Annotated in this window: 20 protein-coding genes and 7 tRNA genes; 17 read left to right on the top strand and 10 right to left on the bottom strand. The window is 66.6% G+C overall.

The features are described from left to right. Nucleotides 1-27 precede the first annotated feature (27 nt). From OVA13_RS07110 to OVA13_RS07080, 7 genes are all read right to left on the bottom strand, one after another. Entirely contained in the window at nucleotides 28-1,002 is a 975-nt protein-coding gene (locus tag OVA13_RS07110) for an aldo/keto reductase (protein ID WP_267793081.1), read from the bottom strand. A gap of 31 nt (nucleotides 1,003-1,033) precedes the next feature. Further along, a complete protein-coding gene (locus OVA13_RS07105) occupies nucleotides 1,034-2,287 on the bottom strand; it encodes a sensor domain-containing phosphodiesterase (RefSeq protein ID WP_267793080.1) in 1,254 nt (417 codons plus the stop codon). 188 nt (nucleotides 2,288-2,475) lie between these two features. Further along, nucleotides 2,476-4,005: an exopolyphosphatase gene (gene ppx, locus OVA13_RS07100; protein ID WP_267793079.1), complete on the bottom strand. Its 1,530-nt coding sequence runs from the start codon at nucleotides 4,003-4,005 to the stop codon at nucleotides 2,476-2,478. Nucleotides 4,006-4,111: 106 nt separating this feature from the next. Further along, nucleotides 4,112-6,202 carry a polyphosphate kinase 1 gene (gene ppk1, locus OVA13_RS07095; protein WP_267793078.1) on the bottom strand — a complete coding sequence of 697 codons (2,091 nt, stop codon included), beginning with the start codon at nucleotides 6,200-6,202 and terminating at the stop codon, nucleotides 4,112-4,114. Next, entirely contained in the window at nucleotides 6,199-7,542 is a 1,344-nt protein-coding gene (phoR, locus tag OVA13_RS07090) for a phosphate regulon sensor histidine kinase PhoR (protein ID WP_267793077.1), read from the bottom strand. Before phoR ends, ppk1 begins: the two co-directional genes overlap by 4 nt. Before the next feature lie 59 nt (nucleotides 7,543-7,601). Next, on the bottom strand, nucleotides 7,602-8,291 hold the full coding sequence (gene phoB / locus OVA13_RS07085) for a phosphate regulon transcriptional regulator PhoB (RefSeq protein ID WP_267793076.1): 690 nt from the start codon (nucleotides 8,289-8,291) through the stop codon (nucleotides 7,602-7,604). A 98-nt stretch (nucleotides 8,292-8,389) separates the two neighbouring features. Then, nucleotides 8,390-10,030, bottom strand: a complete 1,641-nt coding sequence (locus tag OVA13_RS07080; RefSeq protein WP_267793075.1) for a M48 family metalloprotease — start codon at nucleotides 10,028-10,030, stop codon at nucleotides 8,390-8,392. Between the two features lie 189 nt (nucleotides 10,031-10,219). On the opposite strand from OVA13_RS07080, the gene grxC reads away from it, so the two are divergent. From grxC to OVA13_RS07060, 4 genes are all read left to right on the top strand, one after another. Beyond that, nucleotides 10,220-10,510 carry a glutaredoxin 3 gene (gene grxC, locus OVA13_RS07075; RefSeq protein ID WP_267793074.1) on the top strand — a complete coding sequence of 97 codons (291 nt, stop codon included), beginning with the start codon at nucleotides 10,220-10,222 and terminating at the stop codon, nucleotides 10,508-10,510. Continuing rightward, nucleotides 10,507-10,905 carry a carboxymuconolactone decarboxylase family protein gene (locus tag OVA13_RS07070; protein WP_267793073.1) on the top strand — a complete coding sequence of 133 codons (399 nt, stop codon included), beginning with the start codon at nucleotides 10,507-10,509 and terminating at the stop codon, nucleotides 10,903-10,905. Before grxC ends, OVA13_RS07070 begins: the two co-directional genes overlap by 4 nt. 147 nt (nucleotides 10,906-11,052) lie before the next feature. Beyond that, a complete protein-coding gene (locus tag OVA13_RS07065) occupies nucleotides 11,053-12,060 on the top strand; it encodes an isocitrate dehydrogenase (RefSeq protein WP_267793072.1) in 1,008 nt (335 codons plus the stop codon). 131 nt (nucleotides 12,061-12,191) lie between these two features. Beyond that, on the top strand, nucleotides 12,192-13,517 hold the full coding sequence (locus tag OVA13_RS07060) for a Na+/H+ antiporter NhaC family protein (RefSeq protein ID WP_267793071.1): 1,326 nt from the start codon (nucleotides 12,192-12,194) through the stop codon (nucleotides 13,515-13,517). Between the two features lie 49 nt (nucleotides 13,518-13,566). Here the strand turns inward: OVA13_RS07060 and OVA13_RS07055 are convergent, their stop codons facing one another. Beyond that, nucleotides 13,567-14,340, bottom strand: coding sequence for a Bax inhibitor-1/YccA family protein (locus OVA13_RS07055; RefSeq protein ID WP_267793474.1), 774 nt, complete (start codon nucleotides 14,338-14,340; stop codon nucleotides 13,567-13,569). A 151-nt stretch (nucleotides 14,341-14,491) separates the two neighbouring features. Here OVA13_RS07055 and OVA13_RS07050 point away from each other — a divergent pair. From OVA13_RS07050 to OVA13_RS06990, 13 genes are all read left to right on the top strand, one after another. Then, nucleotides 14,492-14,568 (top strand) — tRNA-Pro (locus OVA13_RS07050). Nucleotides 14,569-14,641: 73 nt separating this feature from the next. Beyond that, nucleotides 14,642-14,718, top strand: a tRNA-Arg gene (locus OVA13_RS07045). Between the two features lie 35 nt (nucleotides 14,719-14,753). Then, nucleotides 14,754-14,830: transfer RNA gene (locus OVA13_RS07040), tRNA-His, on the top strand. A gap of 74 nt (nucleotides 14,831-14,904) precedes the next feature. Then, nucleotides 14,905-14,980, top strand: a tRNA-Lys gene (locus OVA13_RS07035). Between the two features lie 112 nt (nucleotides 14,981-15,092). Next, nucleotides 15,093-15,178 (top strand) — tRNA-Leu (locus OVA13_RS07030). Nucleotides 15,179-15,450: 272 nt separating this feature from the next. Then, nucleotides 15,451-16,743 (top strand): trigger factor, encoded by a 1,293-nt coding sequence (gene tig, locus OVA13_RS07025; RefSeq protein ID WP_267793070.1) that lies wholly within the window; start codon nucleotides 15,451-15,453, stop codon nucleotides 16,741-16,743. 66 nt (nucleotides 16,744-16,809) lie between these two features. After that, nucleotides 16,810-17,436 carry an ATP-dependent Clp endopeptidase proteolytic subunit ClpP gene (clpP, locus tag OVA13_RS07020; protein WP_267793069.1) on the top strand — a complete coding sequence of 209 codons (627 nt, stop codon included), beginning with the start codon at nucleotides 16,810-16,812 and terminating at the stop codon, nucleotides 17,434-17,436. Nucleotides 17,437-17,563: 127 nt separating this feature from the next. After that, complete coding sequence (gene clpX, locus OVA13_RS07015) at nucleotides 17,564-18,847, top strand: ATP-dependent Clp protease ATP-binding subunit ClpX (protein WP_267793068.1); 1,284 nt, start codon at nucleotides 17,564-17,566, stop codon at nucleotides 18,845-18,847. Between the two features lie 186 nt (nucleotides 18,848-19,033). Next, nucleotides 19,034-21,475, top strand: a complete 2,442-nt coding sequence (lon, locus tag OVA13_RS07010) for an endopeptidase La (RefSeq protein ID WP_324288280.1) — start codon at nucleotides 19,034-19,036, stop codon at nucleotides 21,473-21,475. Nucleotides 21,476-21,668: 193 nt separating this feature from the next. Beyond that, on the top strand, nucleotides 21,669-21,965 hold the full coding sequence (locus OVA13_RS07005) for a non-specific DNA-binding protein Hbs (RefSeq protein WP_267793067.1): 297 nt from the start codon (nucleotides 21,669-21,671) through the stop codon (nucleotides 21,963-21,965). 37 nt (nucleotides 21,966-22,002) lie between these two features. Further along, nucleotides 22,003-22,077 (top strand) — tRNA-Val (locus tag OVA13_RS07000). A gap of 84 nt (nucleotides 22,078-22,161) precedes the next feature. Continuing rightward, nucleotides 22,162-22,238: transfer RNA gene (locus OVA13_RS06995), tRNA-Asp, on the top strand. 176 nt (nucleotides 22,239-22,414) lie between these two features. Continuing rightward, nucleotides 22,415-24,391, top strand: coding sequence for a peptidyl-prolyl cis-trans isomerase (locus tag OVA13_RS06990; RefSeq protein ID WP_267793066.1), 1,977 nt, complete (start codon nucleotides 22,415-22,417; stop codon nucleotides 24,389-24,391). Between the two features lie 103 nt (nucleotides 24,392-24,494). Here the strand turns inward: OVA13_RS06990 and OVA13_RS06985 are convergent, their stop codons facing one another. Next, nucleotides 24,495-25,694, bottom strand: a complete 1,200-nt coding sequence (locus OVA13_RS06985) for a lytic transglycosylase domain-containing protein (protein WP_267793065.1) — start codon at nucleotides 25,692-25,694, stop codon at nucleotides 24,495-24,497. After that, nucleotides 25,691-26,470 (bottom strand): hydroxyacylglutathione hydrolase, encoded by a 780-nt coding sequence (gene gloB / locus OVA13_RS06980; protein WP_267793064.1) that lies wholly within the window; start codon nucleotides 26,468-26,470, stop codon nucleotides 25,691-25,693. The genes OVA13_RS06985 and gloB overlap by 4 nt, the downstream gene beginning before the upstream one ends. Nucleotides 26,471-26,492: the final 22 nt, after the last annotated feature.

The raw sequence follows: 26,492 nt of genomic DNA, 5'->3' as shown, positions 1-26,492 counted from the left end.
ATGCGAATCGATGGTAAGCGGCGACGCTCACGGCACGCGTGCGCCACGTGCCGAAGTGAACAGCGCATACCATTCCTCGCGACTCAGCGTGATGTCATCGGCCGCGCAGCACGCAGCCAGTCGCGCGGGATCGGTGGTGCCGACGATGGGCTGGATGCCGCCGGGGTGGCGCAGCAGCCAGGCCAGCTGGATGGCTTCGGGCGTCACGGCCCTGGCGTCTGCCAGTTCCCGCAGCAGCGCGGCGGTATCGCGGATGACGGGATCGGCGAAACCGGACGTGGTGGCGAACTTGCCACCTGCCAGCGGCGCCCACGCCTGCACGCGGATGTCATGCAGGCGGCAATAGTCCAGTGTGCCGGCCGCGGAGGCATAGAGCCCGCCGGCCTGGTTGGCCACGATGCCTTCGTTGATCAGATGCGCATGGAGCAGGCTGATTTCCACCTGGTTGGCGATCAAGGGCTGCCGCACATGGCGCTGCAGCAGCGCCATCTGCCCGGCCGTGTGGTTGCTGACGCCGAAATGCCCCACCTTGCCGGCGGCGTGCAGTTCGTCGAAGGCGCGCGCCACTTCTTCCGGTTCCATCAGTGGGTCGGGACGGTGCAGCAGCAGGATGTCGAGATGCTCCACCCCGAGGCGCGACAGGATGCCTTCCACCGAGGCCGTGATGTGCGCATGGCTGAAGTCGTAGCGGCCGGGTGAACCGGGCTGCGGGTGACCGGCGAAGCGGATGCCGCACTTCGACTGCAGCACCATGCGGTCGCGCAGCGCAGGCGACTGCCGCAGCATGTCGCCGAACAACTGCTCCGACTTGCCGCGTGCATAGATGTCGGCATGGTCGAACAGGGTGATGCCGTGGGACAGCGCGGTTTCCACCAGCGCCTGCGTGTTGCGGCGTTCGTCGTCGGTCAGCGGCGCGTTGTCCCACGCACGGCTCAGGTGCATGCAGCCATAGCCGATGCGTGACGTGGTCGGCCCGGTGGCACCGATCGGGTAAGTCTTCATTGGAACATCATGCCAGAGCCGTCCAGGGTGATCAGGGATGCCGGTCCTGCGCGCGCAGGCGGATGGCCAGTGCTTCGGCTTCCAGCGGTCGTGCCAGGTGGTAGCCCTGCACGTCGTCCACGCCCAGGACCTGCAGCGCCGCCAGTTCCGATGCCGTCTCCACGCCCTCGGCCACGACACGCGACTGGGTCTGTCGTGCGAACTCGATCAGGGCGGCGGCGAGCGCACGGCGCGGGGAGTCGGCGTCGATGCCGCGGGTAAGGCTGAGGTCCAGCTTGATGATGTCCGGATGGATCGCCAGCACGTGGCGCATGCTGGCGTAGCCTGCACCCGCATCGTCCACCGCCACGCGCATGCCCGCGGCACGCAACGGCGCCAGCCGCGCGTTGAGTGCGTCGTAGTCGTCGACCAGCGAGTGCTCGGTGATCTCCAGCACGATGCGCTCGGCGGGCAGGTCGTCGAGGTACCCGGCGATGTCGCCTGAAATGATCGTCTGCGGGGAGACGTTGAGCGCCACATAGAAGCTGCCCGGCATGCGGCGCAGACCATCCAGCGCCGACAGGATGGCATTGAGCTCCAGGCGCACGCCCAGCCCGATTTCACGCGCTTCGGAGAACCAGATGTCCGGCGTGCGGCGCGGCTCCAGGTTGAAGCGCGACAGGCACTCCACCCCGATGATGCGCTGCTCGCTGCTGCGGTAGATGGGCTGGTACACCACGTGGGGCTGCCCGAGTTCCAGCACCGCGGTGATGCGTTCAACCTTCTCGCGGTGCGCGTGCACGGCGTCCAGGTCGCCGTCGATCTGGTAGGCCAGCAGGTCGGCGAAGGCCCGCATCATGTGCAGGTCGCGCTGGCCCAGCGACAGGTTGGACTGCATGCTGAAGCAGCAGAACGTGCCGTAGACGCGGCCGTCCCGCAGCTGGATGGGCACGCTGAGGTGCGCGCCGATGGGCATCGACCGGGTTTCCGGAATGTGCCGCAACATGGGCACGGACGCCGTGTCGGGTATCAGCTGCGGGATGTGGCCCTCGACCACGCGCATACAGTAGCCCTCTTCCAGCGGCGACGAATCGCCGGGCCGGATCGGGGAGGGGTCCACCCGGCTGGCGACATGGCGGAACACGCGGTCGCGGCCGTTGAATTCGGAAACGAAGGCCACGTCCATGTCCAGGTGCCTGCGCACGGCATCGAGCATGCGGTCCACGTTGCGACTGATCGAGACGGCACCATCACCGCCCTCCATCCACGCCTCCAGCAGGCGCTCATCGGGATTGCTCCGGTTCACCACTGCTTCCTCCTGAAGACAGATTCGCGACGAAGAAATCTTGGAAGGCAGCGGTGACGAGCGAGGACGTTGGTCACCACGCGGTCGCTGCACCGGGCTACCCCAAGGGACGCGCAGGCGTCCATGGCCGGGACCGAGTGTAGCGTGGTGTCACATTTAGCGCATCGCCCCCAGAGCGATGCGGCCGCTCACGCCACGAACGGCTTGAACGCGACGCCCAGGCCCTGCATGTCCTCGGGTTCGCCCACCAGGTCCGAGCGCAGCAGCGGACGGGATTCGATCCAGCGCTTGCTGACAATCAGGTCCAGCCGGTCGTCGTAGGCGGCAAGGTCCAGGCGCGGGATCGCCTCGGAATCGTGGGAGCGGTGCAGCAGAACGGCCAGGCGGAGCAGGGCGGCCTTGCGCTTGGCGCTCAGCAGCAGGCGGTCCGGCAGCGCGTCGAAGGCGGTCTTGGGGATGTTGCGGCGATGCGTGCGCACCAGCGCCGACAGCACCTGCTGCTCCTGCCGTGAGAAGCCGGCGATGTCGGAGTGTTCCAGCAGGTAGGCACCGTGCACGTGGTACTGGCTGTGCGCGATGACCAGCCCGATCTCGTGCAGGCGCGCGGCCCAGCCGAGCATCCTGGCGTCGTCGTCGTCCAGGCCCCAGCTCTGCTCGACCTGTTCGAACAGGCGCATGGCCGTGGCCTCCACGCGGGCGGCCTGGAATTCGTCGATGCCGTAGCGCTGCGTCAGCGCGGCGGCGGACAGGTCGCGCGGGTCGTTGTCGCTGCCGCGGCCCAGCATGTCGTACAGGATGCCTTCGCGCATGGCGGCCTTGCTGACCATCAGCCGTTGCAGTCCCAGTGCCTCGAATGCGGCTTCCAGCACCAGCACGCCGCCGGCGATGATCGGGCGGCGGTCGCTGGACAGGCCGGGCAGGTCGATGTCCTCGATGCGGTCCGCCTGCAGCAGGCGGTCACGCAGCTGCGGCAGCGCTTCGGCGGTGATGGCGCCCTTGGTCAGCTTCATCGCCGCGCAGATCTCGCCGATGGCCTTGTGCGTGCCGGATGAGCCGATGGCTTCCTGCCAGCCGAGGTTGCGGTACAGCCCCGCGAACTGCTGGAACTCGGCCCCGATCTCCGTCAGGGCGTCCTTCCAGCGCTTCTTCGAAAGCTTGCCGCCGGGGAAGAAACGCCGCGTGCTGGCGATGCAGCCGGCCTGCAGGCTTTCGCGCTCCAGCGTTTCCATGCCGCGGCCGATGATGAATTCCGTGGAGCCGCCGCCGATGTCGATGACCAGCCGGCGCTGCCCTGCCTTGGGCGGCTGCGCGTGCGCCACACCCAGGTAGATCAGGCGCGCTTCCTCGCGGCCCGAGACCACTTCGATGGGCTTGCCCAGCGTGGTTTCCGCCGGTACCAGAAATGATTGCGGATCCTTCAGCTGGCGCACGGTGTTGGTGGCCAGCGCACGCACCCGCATGGCGGGGACATCGCGGATGCGCTGGCCGAAACGCGCCAGGCAGTCCAGTGCGCGCTGGCGGGCGGCGTTCGACAGGCCGCCCTTGCCGTCCAGGCCGTCGGCCATCCGCACGGTTTCGCGCAGCCGGTCCACGACCCGCAGCTGGCCCAGCGTGTAGCGGGCCACGATCATGTGGAAACTGTTGGAACCCAGGTCGATGGCCGCGAGATGGTCCCCGTCTTGCAGCTGCGGGGACGTTGAGGAGGACGGAGGCGCCATGCGGTCAGTTTAGCGGGTGTCGACCGGCTTGGGAGCACCCGGCAGGCGCATCGTTTTCATCTCGCATCCGCAACGCGCCCCGTCGTGTCACTGGCTCGGGATGGCTTCAGACTTTCGACAGCAGCAGGGCCTGGGCGGAATGGGGCGATTCGCCGGGAGCGGGCGAGAGTTTCCGGTAGGTGCCGTCGGCCTGCAGTTCCCAGGCATTGCAGTTGTCGTCCAGGTAGTTCTGCAGGCCGTCCTTGAACACGCGCGAGGCGATGTCCTTGTCGAGCAGGGGGAAGCAGGTCTCCACGCGGTGCAGCAGGTTGCGCTCCAGCCAGTCGGCGCTGGCGCAGTACAGTTCGGGCGCCCCGTCGTTGCCGAACCAGTAGATGCGGCTGTGCTCAAGGAAACGCCCCACGATGGAACGCACGCGGATGTTGTCCGAAATGCCCGGCACGCCCGGGCGCAGCGCGCAGGCGCCACGCACGATCAGGTCGATCTGCACGCCGGCCTGCGACGCCGCATACAGGGCGCGGATGATGCGCGGCTCGTTGATTGCATTGATCTTGGCGATGATGCGGGCGGGCTTGCCGGCGCGCGCCAGCTTCGCTTCGCGTTCGATCTTCCTGATCAGGCCGGGGTGCAGGGTGAAAGGCGACTGCAGCAGTCGCTTCAGCTTGGTGGTCGGCGCCAGCCCGGACAGCTGCTGGAACAGCAGGTGCACGTCGTTGCCGATGTCCTGGTCGGCGGTGATCAGCCCGATGTCGGTGTACGCGCGGGCCGTGCCGCTGTGGTAGTTGCCGGTCCCCAGGTGCACGTAGCGGCGCAGCTTGCGGCCTTCCCGGCGGACGATCAGCAGCATCTTGGCGTGTGTCTTGTAACCCACCACGCCGTACACGACCTGCGCGCCGGCCTCCTGCAGGCGGTCGGCCACGCCGAGGTTGGCGTCCTCGTCGAAGCGCGCGCGCAATTCCACCACCACGGTGACATCCTTGCCGTTGCGCGCCGCCTGCACCAGCGCCTCGACGATGGCCGAGTCCTTGCCGGTGCGGTAGAGCGTCTGCTTGATCGCCAGGACGTCCGGATCCACCGCCGCCTGCTTGATCAGTTCCAGCACGCTGGCGAAGGAATCGAACGGATGGTGCAGCAGGATGTCGTTGTCGGCGGCCTTCTCGAAGATCGCATCGCTGTCGCGCAGCGTGCGGGGCGTGAAGACGGGGTATTTCAGTTCCGGCCGCTGCACCAGGTCGTACACCTGGATGACCCGGTTGAGGTTGACCGGTCCGTTGATCGGGTACACCGCATGGTCGGGCAGGGCGAAGTTCTGCAGCAGCGTGCGCACGATGGGCTTGGGGCAATCGTGGGCGATCTCCAGGCGCACGGCGGGGCGGTAGCCGCGGCCGATCAGTTCGTCGCGCAGCGCCAGCGCCAGGTTCTCGACTTCCTCTTCGTCCACCACGACTTCGGAGTTGCGGGTCACGCGGAACTGGTAGGAGCCCTTGACCTCCATGCCCGGGAACAGCTCGTCCACGAACACCGACAGCACCGAGGACAGCAGGACGAAATCGTTCTCGCCACCGGATACGCGCTGCGGCAGGTGGATGATGCGCGGCAACGAGCGCGGCGCGCGCACGATGGCCAGGTGGCCGGCGCGGCCGAACGCATCCTTGCCCTTCAGCACCACCACGATGTTCAGCGACTTGTTGAGGATCTTCGGGAACGGATGCGCCGGGTCCAGGCCCAGCGGCGACAGCACCGGCATGATCTCGTTGCGGAAGTAGGCGCGCAGCCAGCGCGTCTGCCGCGCGTTCCAGCTGTCGCGGCCGAACACGCGCACGCCTGCTTCGGCCAGGCCCGGGCGCAGCACGTCGTTCCAGCACTTGTACTGCGCATCCACCAGCTCGGCGGCACGGTCGTGGATCTTGTTGAGCACGGTGGCCGGGCTCATGCCGTCGGCGCCGGGCGGCAGGCCGAAATCCTGTGCATGGCGCACGGTGGCGGCGCGGATCTCGAAGAACTCGTCCAGGTTGGTGCACGAGATGCACAGGAAGCGCAGGCGCTCCAGCAGTGGCACCGACGGGTCCTGCGCCTGCGCCAGCACGCGGAAGTTGAAATCCAGCTGCGACAGTTCGCGATTCAGGTACAGCGAGGGGTCGCGCAGCGCGTCGTCGCCAGTCAGGGCCCCGGGTGCGGTATCGATGGCGGCATTCATGCGGTCTGGCTGTCCGGCAGGGTGAAGGTGGGCGCGTCAAGGCGCGGTTGCAGGCGTTCGACGCTGAAGTGGACCGAGAAGGTGCTGCCCTGTCCGACTTCGCTTTCGATTTCCAGGCGGGCCTGGTGCAGGTTGAGTACGTGCTTGACGATGGACAGGCCCAGACCGGTGCCGCCGCTTTCGCGCGAACGGCTGTTGGAGACGCGGTAGAAACGCTCGGTGATGCGCGGCAGGTGTGTCGCGGGAATGCCGTAGCCCGTGTCGCGAACGGACAGCACGGCGCCGCCTTCAGCCTCGCGCGCGAAGCGCACGGTGATGGTGCCGCCGGCCGGCGTGTAGCGCACCGCGTTGCTGACCAGGTTGGAGAACGCGCTGTGCAGTTCCTTGTTGGAGCCGTGCAGGTCCACCCCGGCTTCGTCCAGCACCACGATGGTATGGCGCCGCTGGCTGAGCGCCTCGGCTTCGCGACGCAGCGTGGCCAGCATGGGCGCCATCGCGATGGCCTCGTCGGGCAGGCTGTCCTGGGCTTCGAGCCGCGACAGCGTCAGCAGGTCTTCCACCAGCTGGGTCATGCGCTGCGACTGCTTCTGCATTTCCGCCAGCATGGGCGCCCAGTCGGGGAATTCGCTGGGTTCCAGCATGTCCAGGTAACCGTGCACGACGGTCAGGGGCGTACGCAGTTCGTGCGAGACATTGGCGACGAAGTCGCGGCGCATCTGTTCCAGCCGCAGCATCTTGCTGACGTCGCGCGCGACCAGCAGCCAGTGCTGGTCGGAGTAGGGGATCAGGCGCAGGTTGAGGCGCAGGTGCGGGTCGGCGGGCGACGCCGCATCGAGCATCGGTTCGGCATTGCGGCCGGCGGCCAGCCAGTGCGACATCGGCAGCGGTTGCAGGCGGTCACCGACGGCGGCGCCGATGTCGGCGGGATACTGCAGGCCCAGCAGCGACGTGGCTGCCTTGTTGAACCACTGCACGCGCTGGCTGTTTCGTTCCACCACCACCACCGCGTCGGGCAGGGCGGCCGCCGCCGCGCGGTAGGCGCGCAGCATGGCCAGCAGCCGGCGCTTGCGCGTGCGCATCTCGGCCTGGCCACGGAACAGCAGGCGGTCGAGCTCGTTCCAGACGCCGTTGCCGCGCGCCGGTTCCAGTCGCTGGCGTGCGGTCAGCCGCAGCAGTACCTTGCGCAGCCGCCAGTAGTGCCAGGCCACCACGCCCAGCGCCGCCAGCGTCACCACCGGCCAGGGGTAGCCGATGGCTAGGCCCAGCACCGCGGCCAGCACCAGGATCAGCGCCAGCTGGCCTAGGGTCTTGAACCACGCGGAGCGGATGTGTTGGGGCATGGATCGATTGTGGCAGATGTGTATGACAGCGGCGCGGAGCCGATGGCCCCGCGGCGTGGTCACATCGCCGCGGAGAAGCGGTAGCCGGAGCCGCGCACGGTCTGCACCATGTTCTCCAGCGCGTGCGGTTCCAGCGTCTTGCGCAGCCGGCGGATGTGCACGTCGACGGTGCGTTCCTCCACGTACACGCTGCCGCCCCAGACGTGATCCAGCAGCTGGGTGCGGGTATAGACGCGCTCGGGGTGGGTCATGAAGAAGTGCAGCAGACGGTACTCGGTGGGGCCGATCGGGACCGGCGTGTCCCCCGCGAACACGCGGTGCGCCGCGCCGTCGATGCGCAGGTTGCCGACGGAGACGCTGCCGTCCTCGTCGTCGTCGCGCGAGCGGCGCATCACGGCGCGGATGCGCGCCAGCAGTTCGCGGGCGGAGAACGGCTTGACCACGTAGTCGTCGACGCCGGCTTCCAGGCCGCCGACGCGATCGTTTTCCTCGCCGCGCGCGGTCAGCATGATGATGGGCACGTCCCGGGTCATCGCATCCTTGCGCCAGCGGCGGGCCAGTTCCAGCCCGCTGGTGCCGGGCAGCATCCAGTCCAGCAGGATCAGGTCGGGCACGCGGTCGGCGATGGCGTTTTGGGCCTCGCGGGCATCGCCGGCGTGGACGGGTTCGTACTCGCCCTTGCGCAGGGCGAACGCGACCATGTCGCGAATGGCCGGTTCGTCGTCAACGATCAGGATGTGCTTCTGCACGCGGAATCCGGTGGCGATGGGGGACGGCGCCAGTAGACGACAATTTTATGACGGTTGCATGACATGGTGCCGGACTGTCATCTGGCCCCCCGCAGGGGTCAACGCCGCTCCACGTCCGGGTCGCGGATGCCCTGGCGGCGCAGTTCCAGCACTTCGGGGGTGATGGCGGCGATGCGGGCGTCGACGCGGGCGCGGGCGTAGTAGTCCAGGTCGCTCTGCCGCTTGAGATTCTGCAGCTGGATGAGCGCCTGCTCCGGCCGGCCGTTCAGGTAAGCCGCCTCGGCGTAGGCCTCACCGGCGCGGGCGATGTCCCCGGCCAGTTCGTTGGCGCGTGCGAAGTGCTGCTGGAAAACCGGATCGTCCCCGGACTTGCCCAGCATGGGCCGCAGCACGGCTTGGGCACGCACACCGGCTTCCCGTCCGCCCTGTTCGTTCAACACCTTGGCATAGGTCAGCGCGACCGCACGGTGCTGCGGCAGGCGCTGCAGCAGCGCATCGAACCGGCGGTTGGCGGCCGCATGCTCCCCGGCGCGCGATTCGGCCTCGCCCAGGGTCAGTTCGATCCACAGATTGTCCGGGTGCTCGGCGGCCAGCTGCTGCAGCTCGGTCCTTGCCGCGCGGCCGCTGCCGACCTGCAGGTGGGCGACGGCCAAGCCGTAACGCTGCGCATCACTGAGCGGCTTGCCGGTGTCGCGGCGGATGGTCTCGTACTCGCGCACCGCGAGCGAGGGGGTTGGGGCACTGAGCGCCCGCAGGCGCTCGCGCGCCCAGCCGAACTGGCCGCTGTTGCCCCGGTCGAACATCCCGGTCGGCAGGGTGACCGGCACCGGCAGCAGCGGGTTGTCGCTGCGGACCTCGGGCAGGGTGATGGCGCGCGGATTGAACTGCTCCACGCGCGCGCCGCCCGGCGTGGTGGTCACCAAGGTGACGTTGTCCTTGCGCATCTGCTCGGCACGCTGCTGGGCTTCGCTGATGCGGGTGGTGGTGACCGGGTGGGTCTGCAGGTAGTCGGGCACGCGGTCGCGTTCGCTGCCACGGCTGGAGCGCGTGGCCTGTGCCATGCGGGCGAAGAAGCCCGCCATCGCATCCACGTCGTACCCGGCGCGGGCCAGCGTGCGGATGCCCACGCGGTCCGCTTCGGATTCGTTGGAACGGGTGTAGTCGATCTGGCGCTGCTGCATCAGGCCCATCGCCGAGGCGATCGCCGCCTGCGAGGCGTCGCCGCTGGAACTTCCGCCGGCGGCCTGTGCCAGCACGATGGCGCCCAGCATGCCCAGCAGGATCGGGATCTGGTCCCGCTGCGCGCGCTCCACGCCGCGCAGCACGTGCTGCTGGGTGACGTGGGCGATTTCGTGCGACAGCACCGCGGCCACCTCGTCCTCGCGCTCGGCGGTCAGGACCAGGCCGGCGTTCATGCCGATGTAGCCGCCCAGCGTGGCGAAGGCATTGATCTGGCGATCGCGCATCATGAAGAAGGTGTAGGACTGCTGGGGATTGTCGCTGTCGGCCCCCAGCTGGTTGCCCATGGTCTGCAGCCAGTCCGAGACCAGCGGGTCCTCCAGCAGGTACCCGTAGTTGCGCAGTTCGCGCAGCATCATGCCGCCGTACTCGGCCTGGCGCGCGGGGGTCAGCAGCTCGCCTGCGGACGAGCCGATGTCGGGAAGGCGACTGTCCTGCGAGGCCGCCAGCGGCGCAGCGGTGGCCAGGGTCAGGGCGGTGGCTAGCAGCAGAGGGCGCAAACGGGAACTCCGTATCGGATAATGGGCTGCAAGAGTCAGGATGACGGCTTGGCGGTTCGAAGGCGTGAACACGTGGTTAACCGGGCCTGTACCGGTCCGCACTGTTCCATGCCCCGGCTGGAAACCGGCCGCCATGCCACCCATATTGCCTGTGACCGCATCACGACACTTTCGTTCCGGAGAACTCCCTTGACCGACACCCCGCAAGGCGCCAGCGCGCCGGTGATCACCCTGTACAGCAGCGCCATCTGTCCCTATTGCATGGCCGCCAAGAACTTCCTGAAGAGCAAGGGCCAGACCTGGAACGAGGTGCGCATCGACCTGGACCCGGCCGAGCGCGAGAAGATGATCGCCAAGGCCAATCGGACCAGCGTGCCCCAGATCTTCATCGGCGACGTCCATGTGGGCGGGTACGACGACATGATCGCCCTGCACCGCGCCGGCAAGCTGGAACCGCTGCTGGCGGGGGCGTCCGCATGAGCGCGACCGAGGGGGGCGACGACGACCGCGTTAAGGCGTTCACCGAATTCCGCCAGCGCATGAACAAGCGCATCCTGGACGAACCCAACCAGGTCGTCCGCCGTTTCTTCGCGCTGGACACGCAGACCTACCAGGCCGGCGCGCTGGACGTGAAGACCAAGGAACTGCTGGGCCTGGTCGCCTCGATGGTGCTGCGGTGCGACGACTGCATCAGCTACCACGTGGCGCAGTGCAAGGAGGCCGGCGTGACCCGCGAGGAGTTCTTCGAGACGTTCTCCGTTGGCCTGGTGGTGGGGGGCTCCATCGTGATCCCGCACCTGCGCCGGGCCGTGGATTTCCTGGACCAGCTGGAAGGGGGACAGTCCGCTGCGCCGGAGGCGCACGACCACGGCTGACGTTTGCCGCACCCGCGAGGGTGCGGACACGACCAAGGTCGATTTGGGGCGGGGGAGGCCGGTCGGGCATAATGGGGGCACGATTCTTCCCCTCTGCGCCCTGTTCTGGCCCCGGCCGGCGCGCGCCCCTGTTCGGAACACCACTCAATGACTCAGACGATTACGGTCATCCGCGGCGATGGTATCGGCCCGGAAATCATGGACGCCACCCTGCACGTGCTGGACGCGCTGAAGGTGGGCCTGACCTACGAAGAAGCCGATGCCGGCATGGTCGCCCTGGAAAAGCACGGGGATCTGCTGCCGCAGGCCACGCTGGATTCCATCCGCCGGAACGGCGTGGCGCTCAAGAGCCCGCTGACCACCCCGGTGGGCGAGGGCTTCAGCTCGATCAACGTGGCCCTGCGCCGCCATTTCGACCTGTACGCCAACGTTCGCCCGGCCAAGTCCTTCCCCAACACCAAGTCGCGCTTCCCGACCGGCGTTGACCTGATCACGGTCCGCGAGAACACCGAGGGTGCCTACATCGGCGAGGGCCAGTCGGTCTCGGAAGACGGCGAAACCGCGCTGCTGACCCAGAAGATCACCCGCAAGGGTTCCGAGCGCATCGTGCGCTATGCCTTCGACCTGGCCCGCAAGACCGGCCGCAAGAAGGTCACCGTGGTGCACAAGGCCAACATCCTGAAGAGCACCTCGGGCCTGTTCCTGAAGGTGGCGCGCGAAGTGGCCGCCCAGTACCCCGACATCCAGTGCAACGAGATGATCGTGGACAACACCTGCATGCAGCTGGTGATGCGTCCGGAACAGTTCGACATCATCGTCACCACCAACCTGTTCGGCGACATCATCTCCGACCTGTGCGCCGGCCTGGTCGGCGGCCTGGGCCTGGCCCCGGGCGCCAACATCGGTGTCGACGCGGCGATCTTCGAAGCGGTGCACGGCTCGGCGCCGGACATCGCCGGCAAGGGCGTGGCCAACCCCTGCGCGCTGCTGCTCGGCGCCGCCCAGATGCTGGACCACCTGGGCCAGCCGGAGAAGGCCGAGCGCCTGCGTGCGGCCATCATCGCCACGCTGGAAGCCAAGGATTCGCTGACCCCCGACCTGGGCGGCACCGGCAACACCATGTCGTTCGCCAAGGCGATCGCCAGCCGCGTCTGACCCGCAACTGTCATGGCGAACCGGAACGGGACGCTCAGCGTCCCGTTTTTGTTGGTGCGTGTCCCATCCATGGACTTGGTGGTTAGGATGCTGGCACGCACAATCCGCGGCCCACGTTTGCAGGCCCTGCCATGACCGTCCGCCCCAGCGTGATCGCGCTGACCCCTTTGCTGCTGTTCCTTGCGCTGTTTTTCGGTGCCGGCCTCTATTACACGGGGCAGGGCGATGCGATGGGGTTCTACAGATTGCACGCACCGGTCGCCATCCTGCCTGCTGTCGCGCTGGGCCTGTGGATCGCGCGCCGTGCCGGGGTGAAGGCGATGGATACGCTGCTGCAAGGCATCGGCGACGCCAACATCGTGCTGATGTGCCTGATCTTCCTGCTGGCGGGAGCGTTCGCGATGGTGACCAAGCAGATCGGTGCGGTCGATGCGGTCGTGGCGCTGGGGGTCGGGGCACTGCCGCCTGCCCTCATCCTGCCCGGGTTGTTCCTGGTGGCTGGATTCCTGTCGCTGGCCGTGGGTACCTCCATGGGCACCATCGCGGCGATCACCCCCATCGCGCTGGGCGTGTCGGATGCCGCCGGCATCGATCGTGCGCTGGTGGTCGGTGCGGTGATTGGCGGCGCGACCTTCGGTGACAACCTGTCCGTCATTTCGGATACCGCCATCGCGGCCGCCCGCACGCAGGGCTGCACCGTGCGCGAGAAGTTCCGCGAGAACATCAAGATCGCGCTGCCCGCCGCCCTGCTCACGCTGGTGCTGCTGGCCGTGGTGGGCGACGCCTCGCCGGTGGAAACGGCGGAGCCGACCTCACCCTGGCTGGTTCTCCCTTACGTGCTGGTGCTGTTGCTCGCGATCACCGGCCTCGATGTGCTGATCGTCTTGACCATCGGGTTGGTGGTGGCCGGGCTGTTCGGCGTGTGGTTCGCCCCACAGGACTACGGGCTGCCCAACTTCACCGACGACATCTATGCCGGCTTCGAGAGCGTGGTGGAGATCACGCTGCTGGCGTTATTCGTAGGCGGCCTAGGTGCCCTGATGAAGGCCAGTGGCGGCCTGCACTGGCTGGCGGGGCAGATATCCCGCATCGCACGCGGCAATACCGGGCGGCGCGCCGGCGAGTGGTGCATCGCCGCGCTGGCGGCACTGACCGATGTGTTCACCGCCAACAACACCGTGGCCATCCTGATCAGCGGCGGCGTGGCGCGTGACATCGCCGAACGCCATGGCGTACCGCCCGCGCGCGCGGCCAGCGTGCTGGATATCTTCGTCTGCATCGTGCAGAGCCTGCTGCCCTACGGCGCGCAGATCCTGCTGGCGGCGTCGTTGGCGGGTCTCTCGCCGCTGGTGCTGATGGGCAAGGCGCACTATTGCTGGCTGCTGGCCGCGGTGACCGTGCTGTTCATGGTCTGGCCATCGCGCAAGGCCAAGGCAGTCAAGGCCGAAGGTGCATGAACGAAAAAGGGGCGCCAGGCGCCCCTTTCTCCTTTGTCGCGGTGGGTGCTCAGTCCCGCGACTGCAGCTTTGACAGCAGGCGCAGGAACTCCACGTACAGCCACACCAGCGTGACCATCAGGCCGAACGCGCCATACCACTCCATGTACTTGGGCGCACCGGCTTCCACGCCGGATTCGATGAAATCGAAATCCAGCACCAGGTTCAGCGCGGCGATCACCACCACGAACAGGCTGAAGCCGATGCCGATCAAGCCGGACTCGTGGATGTACGGGATGTTGATGTTGAAGAAGCCCAGCACGATGGTGGCCAGGTAGATCAGCGCAATGCCGCCCGTGGCGGCCACGACGCCCAGCTTGAAGTTCTCGGTCGCCTTGATCAGGCCGCTGCGATAGGCCATCAGGAGTGCGAACAGGGTACCGAAGGTCAGCAGGACCGCCTGCATCACGATGCCCGGGAAGCGCAGTTCGAACATCGCCGAGATCGCGCCCAGGAACAGACCCTCCACCAGCGCATAGGCGGGGGCGGTGACCGGCGACCATTCCTTCTTGAAAGCGGTGATCAGGGCCAGGATCAGACCGCCGATGCCGCCACCCAAGGCATAGCCGACCATGGCGGGGGTAGCCGTTGCCACGCCATCCGGGCCGGTGGCGACCGACTGGCTCCACGCCAGCGCGGCGGTGGCAACCGCCATCAACAACAGGAAGCCGGTCTTGTTGACGGTGCCGTTCAGGCTCATCGCGCCTGCGTCGCGCGACACGACGGCGCCGCTGCCCAGGTCAAGGAAGGTGGATTCTTTCAGCGCCGGATTGCCACTGCGTATCATGGTTCCCTCATGTGGTTGTCGGACTTCTGTCCCCAGTCCGTGAGCATATCCCAAGCGGCGTCACACAATGTTTCGTTTGACAGCCGGGCCGCGGGTTCCGACAATACGCGACCTCGTTGGCGTCCAGACGCCACGCCGGGGCCCTCGTCGGGGTATAGCGCAGTCTGGTAGCGCATCTGGTTTGGGACCAGAGGGTCGGGGGTTCGAATCCCTCTACCCCGACCAGTCAGGTGAGCCATCCTGGTCTTGCGACCAGGGCGGGATGCGACAATCCGGCTGCGGTACAGGCAAGCACCATGCGCCCGTAGCTCAACCGGATAGAGCACCGGCCTTCTAAGCCGGCGGTTACAGGTTCGAGTCCTGTCGGGCGCGCCACGGCGGTGGGATGGTTATAATGTTCGTGCGTTATGGTGGATGTAGCTCAGTTGGTTAGAGCACCGGATTGTGATTCCGGGGGTCGCGGGTTCAAATCCCGTCTTCCACCCCATGATTCCAGAACCTCGCTCCGGCGGGGTTTGTAACAAACAAGGGAAGCGGTTACACTACGCGCCCGGTTTTTCGGGGCTGTTAGCTCAGTTGGTAGAGCAGTTGACTCTTAATCAATAGGTCCAAGGTTCGAATCCTTGACAGCCCACCAAACCAGAAGCGCCCGGCACAGCCGGGCGTTTCTTTTTTGCGGTAGTCAAACGTTCCGGCGCGCTGCGGGCCTCCCAGGGCCGAATGGCCGGATAGAATGCCGGGCAGCCCAAGCGAAAGTGGCGGAATTGGTAGACGCACTGGATTTAGGTTCCAGCGGGTAACCCCCGTGAGGGTTCGAGTCCCTCCTTTCGCACCATGCCGTGCCCGATGGCGCCGCACGTCGATGCGCGGCACTCCGGCGGTGGGTCCCACCTGCCGGCAAGCAAGCCCTGGGCCAAGGCCGGTGGCCCGCATCCCGCCATGGTGCGGCGTCCGCATCGCCGGCATCCCAGGCCCGCCCCGCTGGCAGCCCGCGCCAGAATCGGCGAAACTATTACGTTCCGCCGGGGCAGGCTGCCGCCCGCTCCATGGCGACCCCGAATTATCAACAGTGCTGCGGTTCCGCCGTGGCTGCAGGAGTCAGTGAGTATGCAAGTTTCGGTCGAATCGATCGGCAATCTCGAACGCCGCATGAGCTTCAGCCTGCCGGCTGAACGTCTGGATACCCACATTGGTGGCCGCCTGCGCGAACTCTCCCGCACCGCGCGCATCAAGGGTTTCCGCCCGGGCAAGGTGCCGGCCAAGGTCATCGAGCAGCGTTTCGGCGACCAAGTCCGTGCCGAGGCGCTGGACGGCCTGCTGCGCGAGACCTTCAACAACGCCGTGCGCGAGAAGGAACTGCAACTGGCCGGCAACCCGCGCATCGAGAAGCAGGGCGAGGGTGATCTGGACTTCGTGGCCACCTTCGAAGTGGTGCCGGACTTCGGCGACATCGACGTGGCCAAGCTCAACGTGATCCGCCACACCGCCGAGGTCAGCGATGCGGACATCGACCAGATGGTCGAGAACCTCCGCCTGCAGCGTCGTACCTTCCAGGCGGTGGACCGCGGCGCGAAGGACGGTGATCGCGTGGCGCTGGAAACCTGGTCCCAGGCCGGTGACGAACGCATGCCCGCCGAAGGCGTCGAGAAGGGCGCCACCCTGATCGGCTCGGGCGTGATGTATGCCGACATCGAACAGGCCCTGGTCGGACTGGCGAAGGGCGAAGAAAAGACGGTCGCGGTCAATTTCCCCGCCGACTGGCGCGTGCCGCAGCTGGCGGGCCGTCAGGTCGACGTGCACCTGAAGGTCACCGACGTGTCCGAGCCGGTCATGCCGGAAGTGGATCGCGAGTTCATCCGCAGCTTCGGCGTGAAGAGCGGTGATGCCGAGCAGTTCCGCGCCGACATCCGCAGCAACCTGGAGCGCGAGCTCAAGGGCGCGCTGATGACCCGCCTGCGCCGGGAAGTGGGCGAGCAGCTGATCGCCGCCTACGCCAGCGTTGAAATGCCGCCGCGCCTGGTCGAGAACGAGGCCCGCGTGATGGTGCAGCAGGCCGCCGAACAGGCCCGCCGCCAGGGCCAGCAGGTGCAGGTCCCGGACAACGCCTACGAAGGTTTCATGGAACCGGCCCGCAAGCGCGTGCTGGTCGGCCTGCTGGTGGGCGAGGTCGCCCGCCGCAACCAGCTGCGACTGGACCCCAAGCGCCTGAACGAAACGCTGCGCCTGATCGCTTCCACGTACGAAGAGCCGGAGCAGGTCATTGAGTTGTACCGCAACGACCCCCAATTGATGAATAGTCTGCAGGGCCGTGTGATGGAAGAGCAGGTGATCGACTGGATCGCCGAGCGCGCCCAGCACACCGAGCAGGCGCTTTCCTTCCAGGAAGCCATCCGCCAGTAACAGCGAATCCCTCGCGAGAGCCCGCACATCCATGTGCGGGGGTCTACACAAGAACAGGAACCCCGCATGGATAACCTCACGAAAGCCCTCAACCTGGTCCCGATGGTGGTCGAGCAGACCAGCCGCGGCGAGCGTGCCTACGACATCTATTCCAGGCTGCTGAAGGAGCGCGTGATCTTCCTGGTCGGCGGCGTGGACGACCACGTGGCCAACGTGATCGTCGCGCAGATGCTGTTCCTGGAGGCGGAAAACCCGGAGAAGGACATCAGCCTGTACATCAACTCGCCCGGTGGCGTGGTGACGGCCGGCATGGCCATCTACGACACCATGCAGTACATCAAGCCGGACGTGAGCACGATCTGCGTGGGCCAGGCAGCCAGCATGGGCGCGTTGCTGCTGGCGTCGGGCGCGAAGGGCAAGCGCTATGCGCTGCCGAACTCGCGCGTGATGATCCACCAGCCGCTGGGCGGCTTCCAGGGCCAGGCGACGGACATCGACATCCATGCCCGTGAAATCCTGACCCTGCGCGCCAAGTTGAACTCGATCCTGTCGCACCATACCGGGCAGGCGCTGGAGACCATCGAGCGGGACACCGAACGCGACAACTTCAAGAGCGCCGCTGACGCCCAGGCCTACGGGCTGGTCGACCAGGTGCTCGAACGTCGTCCGGACGAGTCCATCCAGGCTGGCTGAACAGGCGCATCCGCGCTGTTTCACCCCTTTTCCACCCTGCCGCGCGCTCCGCTGACAAAGCGGAGCCGTGTGCTATTCTGCGACCGAAAGCCCCTGCGGGCGGGCAGAGTGACCGAGTAACCGAAGCATGAGCGAAGATCGTCAGGGCCGTACCGGCGACAGCACCAAAATCCTGTACTGCTCGTTCTGCGGCAAGAGCCAGCACGAAGTCCGCAAGCTGATTGCGGGCCCCAGCGTGTTCATCTGTGATGAATGCGTCGAGCTGTGCAACGACATCATCCGCGAAGAGCTGGAAGAGAAGGCGCAGTCGGCCCGCAGCCACCTGCCCAAGCCGCGCGAGATCCTCGAGGTCCTGGACCAGTACGTGATCGGCCAGAACCGGGCCAAGCGCACGCTGGCGGTCGCGGTCTACAACCACTACAAGCGCATCGAGAGCCGCAGCAAGAACGACGAGGTCGAACTGGCCAAGTCCAACATCCTGCTGGCAGGCCCGACCGGTTCGGGCAAGACGCTGCTGGCCGAAACGCTGGCGCGCCTGCTCAACGTGCCGTTCACCATCGCCGACGCCACCACGTTGACCGAAGCCGGCTACGTGGGTGAGGACGTGGAGAACATCATCCAGAAGCTGCTGCAGAAGTGCGACTACGACGTGGACAAGGCGCAGCAGGGCATCGTCTACATCGACGAAATCGACAAGATCTCGCGCAAGAGCGAGAACCCGTCGATCACCCGCGACGTATCCGGCGAAGGCGTGCAGCAGGCGCTGCTGAAGCTGATCGAAGGCACCGTGGCCAGCGTGCCGCCGCAGGGCGGCCGCAAGCATCCGCAGCAGGAATTCCTGCAGGTGGACACTAAGAACATCCTGTTCATCTGCGGCGGCGCGTTCGCCGGGCTGGACAAGATCATCCAGCAGCGTTCCACCGAGGCCAGCGGCATCGGCTTCGGTGCCAAGGTCAAGAGCTCCTCGCGCAAGACCGAGACAGGCAAGCTGCTGTCCGACGTGGAGCCGGAGGACCTGATCAAGTTCGGCCTGATCCCCGAGTTCGTCGGCCGCCTGCCGGTGGTCGCCACGCTGGAGGAACTGGACGAGGCCGCCCTGGTCAAGATCCTGACCGAGCCGAAGAACGCCATCACGAAGCAGTTCAAGAAGCTGTTCGAGATGGAAGGCGTGGAGCTGGAGTTCCGTCCCGACGCCCTGTCGGCCATCGCCCGCAAGGCGTTGAAGCGCAAGACCGGCGCGCGCGGCCTGCGCACGATCGTCGAGTCGGTGCTGCTCGACACGATGTACGAGCTGCCGTCGCTGGAGAACGTCAGCAAGGTGGTGGTGGACGAATCGGTCATCGAGCACAAGTCCGAGCCGTACCTCATCTACCAGAACCCACCCGCCCCCAAGGTGGCCGCGGCCGAGTAAGCGGCCGTCCGCAGGATGTGATGCACAGGCGCCTTCCGGGCGCCTGTTCAGTTTTTGTCGCATCGAATGCAAATTCCTGGTTTTTCTCGGTTTTTTTCGATCCCCTTGCATCCCCGTGCCGATGGCCCCATAACGGGCCCATTGGTGCTTTCCGCACCCCGAATTCCGCAATCCGCTGGAGCCCCCATGCCCCGTCGCCCCCAGAGTGAAATCCTCGACCTGCCGGTCCTGCCACTGCGTGACGTGGTGGTGTTCCCGCACATGGTCATTCCGTTGTTTGTCGGCCGCGACAAATCCATGCGCGCGCTGGAGCAGGCGATGGAGGCCGACAAGCGCATCCTGCTGCTGGCCCAGAAGTCCGCTGAAACCGACGACCCGGCCGCGGCCGACCTGTACACCGTCGGCACGCTGGCGCAGGTGCTGCAACTGCTGAAGCTTCCGGACGGCACCATCAAGGTGCTTGTGGAAGGCACGACCCGCGTGCAGGTCAGCAACGTGGTGGAGCGCGACGGCTCGCTCTACGGGCAGGGCGAGGAGATCGAATCCAGCGACGGCCGCGAGCCGCGCGAGATCGAGGCGGTCGCCCGCTCGCTGATGAGCCTGTTCGAGCAGTATGTGAAGACCAACCGAAAGCTGCCGCCGGAGCTGTTGCAGACGCTGGCGGGGATCGACGAACCCAGCCGTCTTGCCGACACCATCGCCGCGCACCTGGGCGTCCGGCTGAGCGACAAGCAGCGCCTGCTGGAAACCATCGAGGTGGGCGAGCGGCTGGAGCTGCTGGTTGGTTTCGTCGATGGCGAAATCGACGTGCAACAGCTGGAGAAGCGCATCCGCGGCCGCGTGAAGTCGCAGATGGAGAAGAGCCAGCGCGAGTACTACCTCAATGAACAGATGAAGGCCATCCAGAAGGAGCTGGGTGAGCTGGACGAGGCGCCCAACGAGCTGGAGGACCTTGCGCGCAAGATCGCCGAAGCGGGCATGCCCAAGCCGGTGGAGACCAAGGCCAGGAACGAGCTCAACAAGCTGAAGCAGATGTCGCCCATGTCGGCCGAAGCCGCCGTCGTGCGCAACTACCTGGACTGGCTGCTCGGCGTGCCATGGAACAAGCGCAGCAAGGTGCGCAAGGACCTGAAGGTGGCGCAGGAAACACTCGACGCCGACCATTACGGTCTTGAGAAGGTCAAGGAACGCATCCTCGAGTATCTCGCCGTGCAATCGCGCGTCAAGAAGATGCGCGGCCCCATCCTGTGCCTGGTCGGCCCGCCGGGCGTGGGCAAGACCTCGCTGGGGCAGAGCATCGCCAAGGCGACCAACCGCAAGTTCGTGCGCATGTCGCTGGGCGGCGTTCGCGACGAGGCGGAAATCCGTGGCCATCGCCGGACCTACGTCGGCTCCATGCCGGGCCGCATCGTGCAGAACCTCAACAAGACGGCCAGCAAGAATCCTTTGTTCGTGTTGGACGAGATCGACAAGATGTCCATGGACTTCCGGGGCGATCCTTCGTCGGCGCTGCTTGAAGTGCTCGACCCCGAGCAGAACAACGCGTTCAACGACCACTACCTGGAAGTTGACCTCGACTTGTCCGAAGTGATGTTCGTGGCGACCTCCAATTCGCTGAACATCCCCGGCCCGCTGCTCGACCGCATGGAAGTCATCCGCATTCCCGGGTACACCGAGGACGAGAAGCTCAACATCGCGCAGCGCTACCTGGTACCCAAGCAGCTGAAGGCCAATGGCCTGAAGCCTGACGAGTTGAAGGTCGCCGAAGGCGCCATCCGCGACATCGTGCGCTACTACACGCGCGAATCCGGCGTGCGCAACCTGGAGCGCGAGATCGCCAAGATCTGCCGCAAGGTGGTCAAGGAAATCGCCCTGGCCGGCCCGAAGCCCGCCACCAAGAAGAAGTCCGCCGCCGTGCAGGTCACATCCAAGAACCTGGAGAAGTATTCCGGCGTCCGCCGTTACGACTACGGTCGCGCGGAGGAGCAGAACGAGATCGGCCTGGTCACCGGCCTGGCGTGGACGGAAGTTGGTGGCGACCTGCTGCAGATCGAAGTCGCACTGGTGCCCGGCAAGGGCGGCATGACGCTGACCGGCCAGTTGGGCGACGTGATGAAGGAATCCGGTTCCGCCGCCCTGTCGGTGGTGCGCAGCCGCGCCGCCAGCCTGGGCGTGGACGCGGACTTCCTGCAGAAGCACGATGTGCACCTGCACGTCCCGGACGGCGCCACGCCCAAGGATGGCCCCAGCGCCGGCATCGCGATGGCCACCGCGCTGGTATCGGCACTGACCCGCAATCCGGTGCGTGCCGACGTCGCCATGACCGGCGAGATCACCCTGCGTGGCCGTGTTTCCGCGATCGGCGGCCTGAAGGAAAAGCTGCTCGCTGCATTGCGTGGCGGCATCACCACCGTGATCATTCCGGAAGAGAACCGGAAGGACCTGGCCGACATCCCCGACAATGTCACCGAGGGCATGAAGATCGTGCCGGTGAAGTGGATCGACGAGGTGCTGCACCTGGCACTGGAGCGTCCGCTGGCGCCCGTGCCGGCGGATGGCGGCGGTGGTGCGGAGCGCCCGGTACCTGACACAGAAAAGCCCACGCAGCAACCCGGCGTGAAGCACTGAACGCCGGTCGGATGACATGCTGAAAACCCGCGAAACCCGCGTCATTATTGGGTTTTCGGCTTGCGTGGCATTTTTCGCACTGGTATAACAACGTCACCCGCGAGTGCGTCCGCACTGGATTGCGCTCGCGGAAATAACGGCCGGACCCTGCATGGGCGCGTGACGCCCCAGGGCCCGGTTACTCATTCCGCGGTTGTTCCGCAAAGGGAGTTACTACATGAACAAAACCGAATTGATTGATGCCGTCGCCGACGAAGCCGAAATGTCCAAGGCTGAAGCCGGTCGTGCCGTCGACGCCGTCATCGCCAGCATCACCAAGACCCTGAAGAAGGGCGACACCGTGACGCTGGTCGGCTTCGGCACCTTCCAGGTCCGCAAGCGCGCTGCACGCACTGGCCGCAACCCGAAGACCGGCGACACCATCAAGATCAAGGCCTCGAAGAACCCGGCGTTCAAGGCTGGCAAAGCCCTGAAGGATGCCGTAAACTAATCGACTCGCTGCCGATGGCAGGGTGCCTCATGCACCTGGGTGCTTAGCTCAGCGGTAGAGCGTCTCCCTTACACGGAGAGGGTCGGGGGTTCGAAACCCTCAGCACCCACCACATCGGGGCGATGCAAGGTTAAAAAAATTGTCAGATGGTCTAGCGGAAACGCACACGATCGCCTTACAATGTTCGTCTCAGCGCGGAGTGGTAGTTCAGTCGGTTAGAATGCTGGCCTGTCACGCCGGAGGTCGCGGGTTCGAGTCCCGTCCACTCCGCCACTATCCCCAAAAAGCCCGCGAAAGCGGGCTTTTTGCTGTCCGGGGTTTTCGACTTCGACACGCAAGGCCATACGCTGCCGATCGCCGTCTGTCGGTGGCGGGCGCGCCGGCGTAGAGACGCCTACCGCCAAGCGCGTTAAACTGCGGGGCTAAACGAAATCGGGCCCCGAGCACCCATGCTGCAGAAACTTCGCGACAAGACTTCCGGCTGGATCGCCAGCCTGATCCTGGGTTTGCTGATCATTCCGTTCGCCTTCGTCGGCGTGAATGAATACATGACCGGCGGCGCCGCCAGCGACGTGGCCGTGGTCGAGGCGCCGCCGACGTGGTGGGAATCCGCGCCGCAATGGTGGCCGGTGTCGATGCTCTGGCAGCGCGAAGAAGTGACGGTGGACGAGTTCCGCGCCGCGTTCGAACAATTGCGGCAGCAGCAGCGCCAGGCGCAGGGCGAAGCATTCGACTCGCGTGAGTTCGAGAGCGCCGACAACAAGCGCAAGGTGCTTGAACAGCTGATCGACCAGAAGGTGCTGGCGCTGGCGTCCACGCGTGCGGGCATCCGCATCGGCGACGCGGCCGTGCAGAAGGCGATCAGCAGCGAGCCCGCGTTCCAGGTGGCGGGCAAGTTCAGCCCGGAGCAGTACCAGATGCTGCTGGCCTCGCAGGTGCCGCCGGTGTCGCCGCTGAAGTTCCAGGAGGAACAGCGCGACCGCCTTCGCATGATGCTGATTCCCCAGGCGATCAACGATTCGGATTTCTTCACCGCCGGTGAGCAGGCGCGCATGTGGAAGCTGCTCGGCGAAACCCGCGACATCAGCATCGCGCTGCTGCCACCCGTGCCCGAAGACACGGCGCCGGTGAGCGATGCGGACATCAAGTCCTGGTACGACGGCCACAAGGACGATTTCAAGCAGCCCGAGAGCGTTGCGTTGGAGTACGTGGAGATCAATGCGAACACGCTGCCGGCCGCCACGACGGTGGATGAGGCCGCGCTGCGCAAGCGCTACGAAGACGAGAAGTCGCGCTTCATCGCGCCCGAGCAGCGCGTCGTGGCGCACATCCTGATCGCCGCCGATGCCAGCGCCGACGCCGCCACGCAGAAGGCGGCGGAGCAGAAGGCGGCGGCGCTGACGCAGCAGGCCAAGGGTGGCGCCGATTTCGCCGCGCTCGCGCGCGCCAATTCGGAGGATCCGGGTTCGAAGGACAGTGGTGGCGAATTGCCGGCGTTCGCGAAGGATGGCTCGATGGTGAAGCCGTTCGAGGATGCCGCGTTCGCGATGCAGGCGGGCGAGATCCGTGGTCCGGTGAAGTCGGATTTCGGTTACCACGTGCTGCAGCTGCGCGAGATCAAGCCGGGCGCGGGACGCACGTTCGAAGAAGTGCGCGATGAACTGATGGCCGAACAGGCCGGCAGCGAACGTGAGCGCGCCTACAACGAACTGGCGGGCCGCGTGGTCAATGAAACGCTGAAGAATCCGACGGCGCTGGCACCGGCCGCGCAGGCAGTGGGCCTGCCGCTGCAGAAGCTGGGCCCGTTCCCGCGCAACGCACCCGTGGGCATCGCCGCCAGCCCGGCCGTGCTGCGTGCGGCATTCTCCGAGACGCTGGTGCAGGACGGCACGGTCAGCGATCCCATCGAAATCGCTCCGAATCACAGTGTCGTGATCCGCGTGTCGCAGCACACGCCTGAGCAGGCCCAACCGCTCGCGCAGGCGCGCGATGCCGTGATCGCCGCCGTGCGTGCCGACCGGCGCAGCAAGGCCGCCGAGGCGGCCGCCAACGCACTGGTGGCGCGCCTGGACAAGGGCGAGTCGCTGGCCACGGTGGCTGCTGCCGAAAGCCTGCAGTTCAACGAGATCCCCGGCATGCGCCGCGGCATCCCGATGCCGACCGCCGAAGCCAACGAAGCGATCTTTGCCGCGCGTCGGCCGGCCGAAGGCAAGGCAACCGCCGGCAAGGTCGCGTTGGGTGACGGCAACTACGCGGTGTTCACCGTCAACAAGGTGACCGATGGCGACATGGCGGCGATGCCGGAACAGGAGCGCACGATGATGCAGCAGCAGCTCAGCCAGATGAGTGGCGGCATCGCCACGCAGGCCTACGTGGACGCGATGCGCAAGCGTTTCAAGGTGAAGGTGTTCGAAGACCGCCTGTAAACGCCACGGCGACATTACCCGTTCCACGCAAAAGCCCGCCGACATGGCGGGCTTTTGTTTTGCGTGTTGGGCGACGCGTGTGGAGCCACCCGAAAGCGCCCCGTCAGCGGGATGTTTCGTCCAGCTGCAGCACCATGCCGGGGCGCAGGACGGCGTCCGCCTTCAGGCCGTTGCGTGCCAGCAGTTGTTGCGGCTTGAGGCCGTAGCGGCGCGAGATGGTCCAGGCCGATTCGCCCTTCCTTACCGTATGCGAGCGGCCGCTCGCTGAGGGTGCGGATGCTGTCGTTGCTTCGGGTTCACCCGTTGGCGTCGCACCTTCATCGGCTGCCGCCTTGTCCACGGAGGTGTCGCCGCGTGATTCGGTGGGTGCCAGCAAGCGCAGGGGTTTCTGGCCGCGGCTGAACTTGCCGGCCAGCGCCGGATTGAGCCGCCTCAGCAATGCGGCGCTCTGGTCGTTCCGCTTGGCCCATTGCTCCAGCGTCGTGTCGCCGGGCAGCGTATGCGGTTCCAGTCGGGGCACGGGGCGGTCCAGGCGTTCCAGCCAGTCCTCGCGATCATCGGCCTGCTGGAAGATGCACGCGAGCGCATGCAGCTTTTCCACATACGCATAGGTGATGCCGGACAGGCCGGGCAGTTCCGCCGGGCGGGCGTTGCGTGCATTCATGCCGGCGCGGCGCATGGACTGCAGCACGCGGTACTCGCCCGCGTTGTAGCCCATCACGGCCAGTCGCCAGTCGCCGCCGAACATGCCATGCAGCGATTTCAGGTAGCGGACGGCGGCCTGGGTGGAATCCACCGGCGACAGGCGGCCGTCGTAGCCCTCGCGCATCGGGACGCCGTGGTTGCGCGCGGTGATGCCGATGAACTGCCACAGGCCTGCCGGGCCGCTCGGGCTGCGCGCACCAGGCTTGTATCCGCTCTCGACGAACGGGATCAGCGCGAATTCGGTGGGCAGGTTGGCCTCGCGCAGGGCGTCGACCACGTAGCCGAACAGGGGCAGCAGGTCATCGTTGCTCTTGGCGAGCTGGCCGGGCGCGTGGCTGAAATGCTTTTTCCAGCGGCCGTTGGTGGCAGCGCTGTCGCAGTCCGGATCCGCAAGGCCGTCACGGAAACGCTGGTAGATCTCCAGGCCGCTGCGTTGCTGGGCGGGTGGCAGGCTGGCCGGTTCCAGCGGGGGCGTGCTGCCCAACGCAGGCGGTTCGGAGGCCGCGTCCGTGCCGACCGGGTCGGTCGCGCCGACGCCGAGCGATACCAGCAGGCCGACGGCAAGGCCGGTCAGGCGGAGCGAACTGGACCACCTCATGCGCGGAAGTCGTTCTTCCAGCGCCGGAGTTCGGCAAAGGTTTCCACCCGGTCAGCGGGAGGACGGCCCAGGCGTCGCGCAACGGCGGCGCGGGCCGCCGGCGCATCGACACGCAGGAAGGGGTTGGTGTCCAGTTCCTGCGCCAGGGTGCTGGGCAGGGTGGGGCGTCCGGCATGGCGCATGGCGCGGGCTTCCTCGGTGCGGTGGCGCAGGGCCGGGTTGTCAGGGTCCACGGCCAGCGCAAAGGCGGCGTTGGCCAGGGTGTATTCGTGGCCGCAGCAGACCAGTGAGTCGGGTGGCAATGCGGCCAGCCGGTCCAGTGACGCCAGCATCTGCGGCGGCGTACCTTCGAACATCCGCCCACAGCCGAGGCTGAACAGCGTATCGCCGCAGAAGAGGTGCGGAGGACCCTCGTTTCCGCCCCCGTGGAAGGCGACATGGCTGGAGGTATGGCCGGGAACGGCCAGCACGGACAGGCGCCAGTTCTTCAGGGTGATGCGGTCGCCGTCGCCCACCCGATGGGTGGCAGCGGGAATGCGCGCATCGTCCGGGGCGAACACCGGCAGGGTGGGCCAGCGTTCGCGCAGCGCGGCCACGCCGCCGGCGTGGTCGGGGTGGTGGTGGGTGACCAGCACGGCGGCCGGCCAGAGGCCCATGTCCGTGCCTGCCAGCACCGGTGCCGCGTCGCCCGGATCGATCACCAGGGCATCGCCGTCGTCGTCCACCAGGGCCCAGATGTAGTTGTCCTCGAAGGCGGGCAGGGCGAGCAGGCGCATCGGCGGGCGGACTCCACGGGGT

Source organism: Pseudoxanthomonas sp. SL93, assembly GCF_026625825.1.
Taxonomy (GTDB): Bacteria; Pseudomonadota; Gammaproteobacteria; order Xanthomonadales; family Xanthomonadaceae; genus Pseudoxanthomonas_A.
The sequence above is the reverse complement of the archived record's forward strand: the minus strand, read 5'-3'. Positions and strand labels throughout refer to the sequence as shown.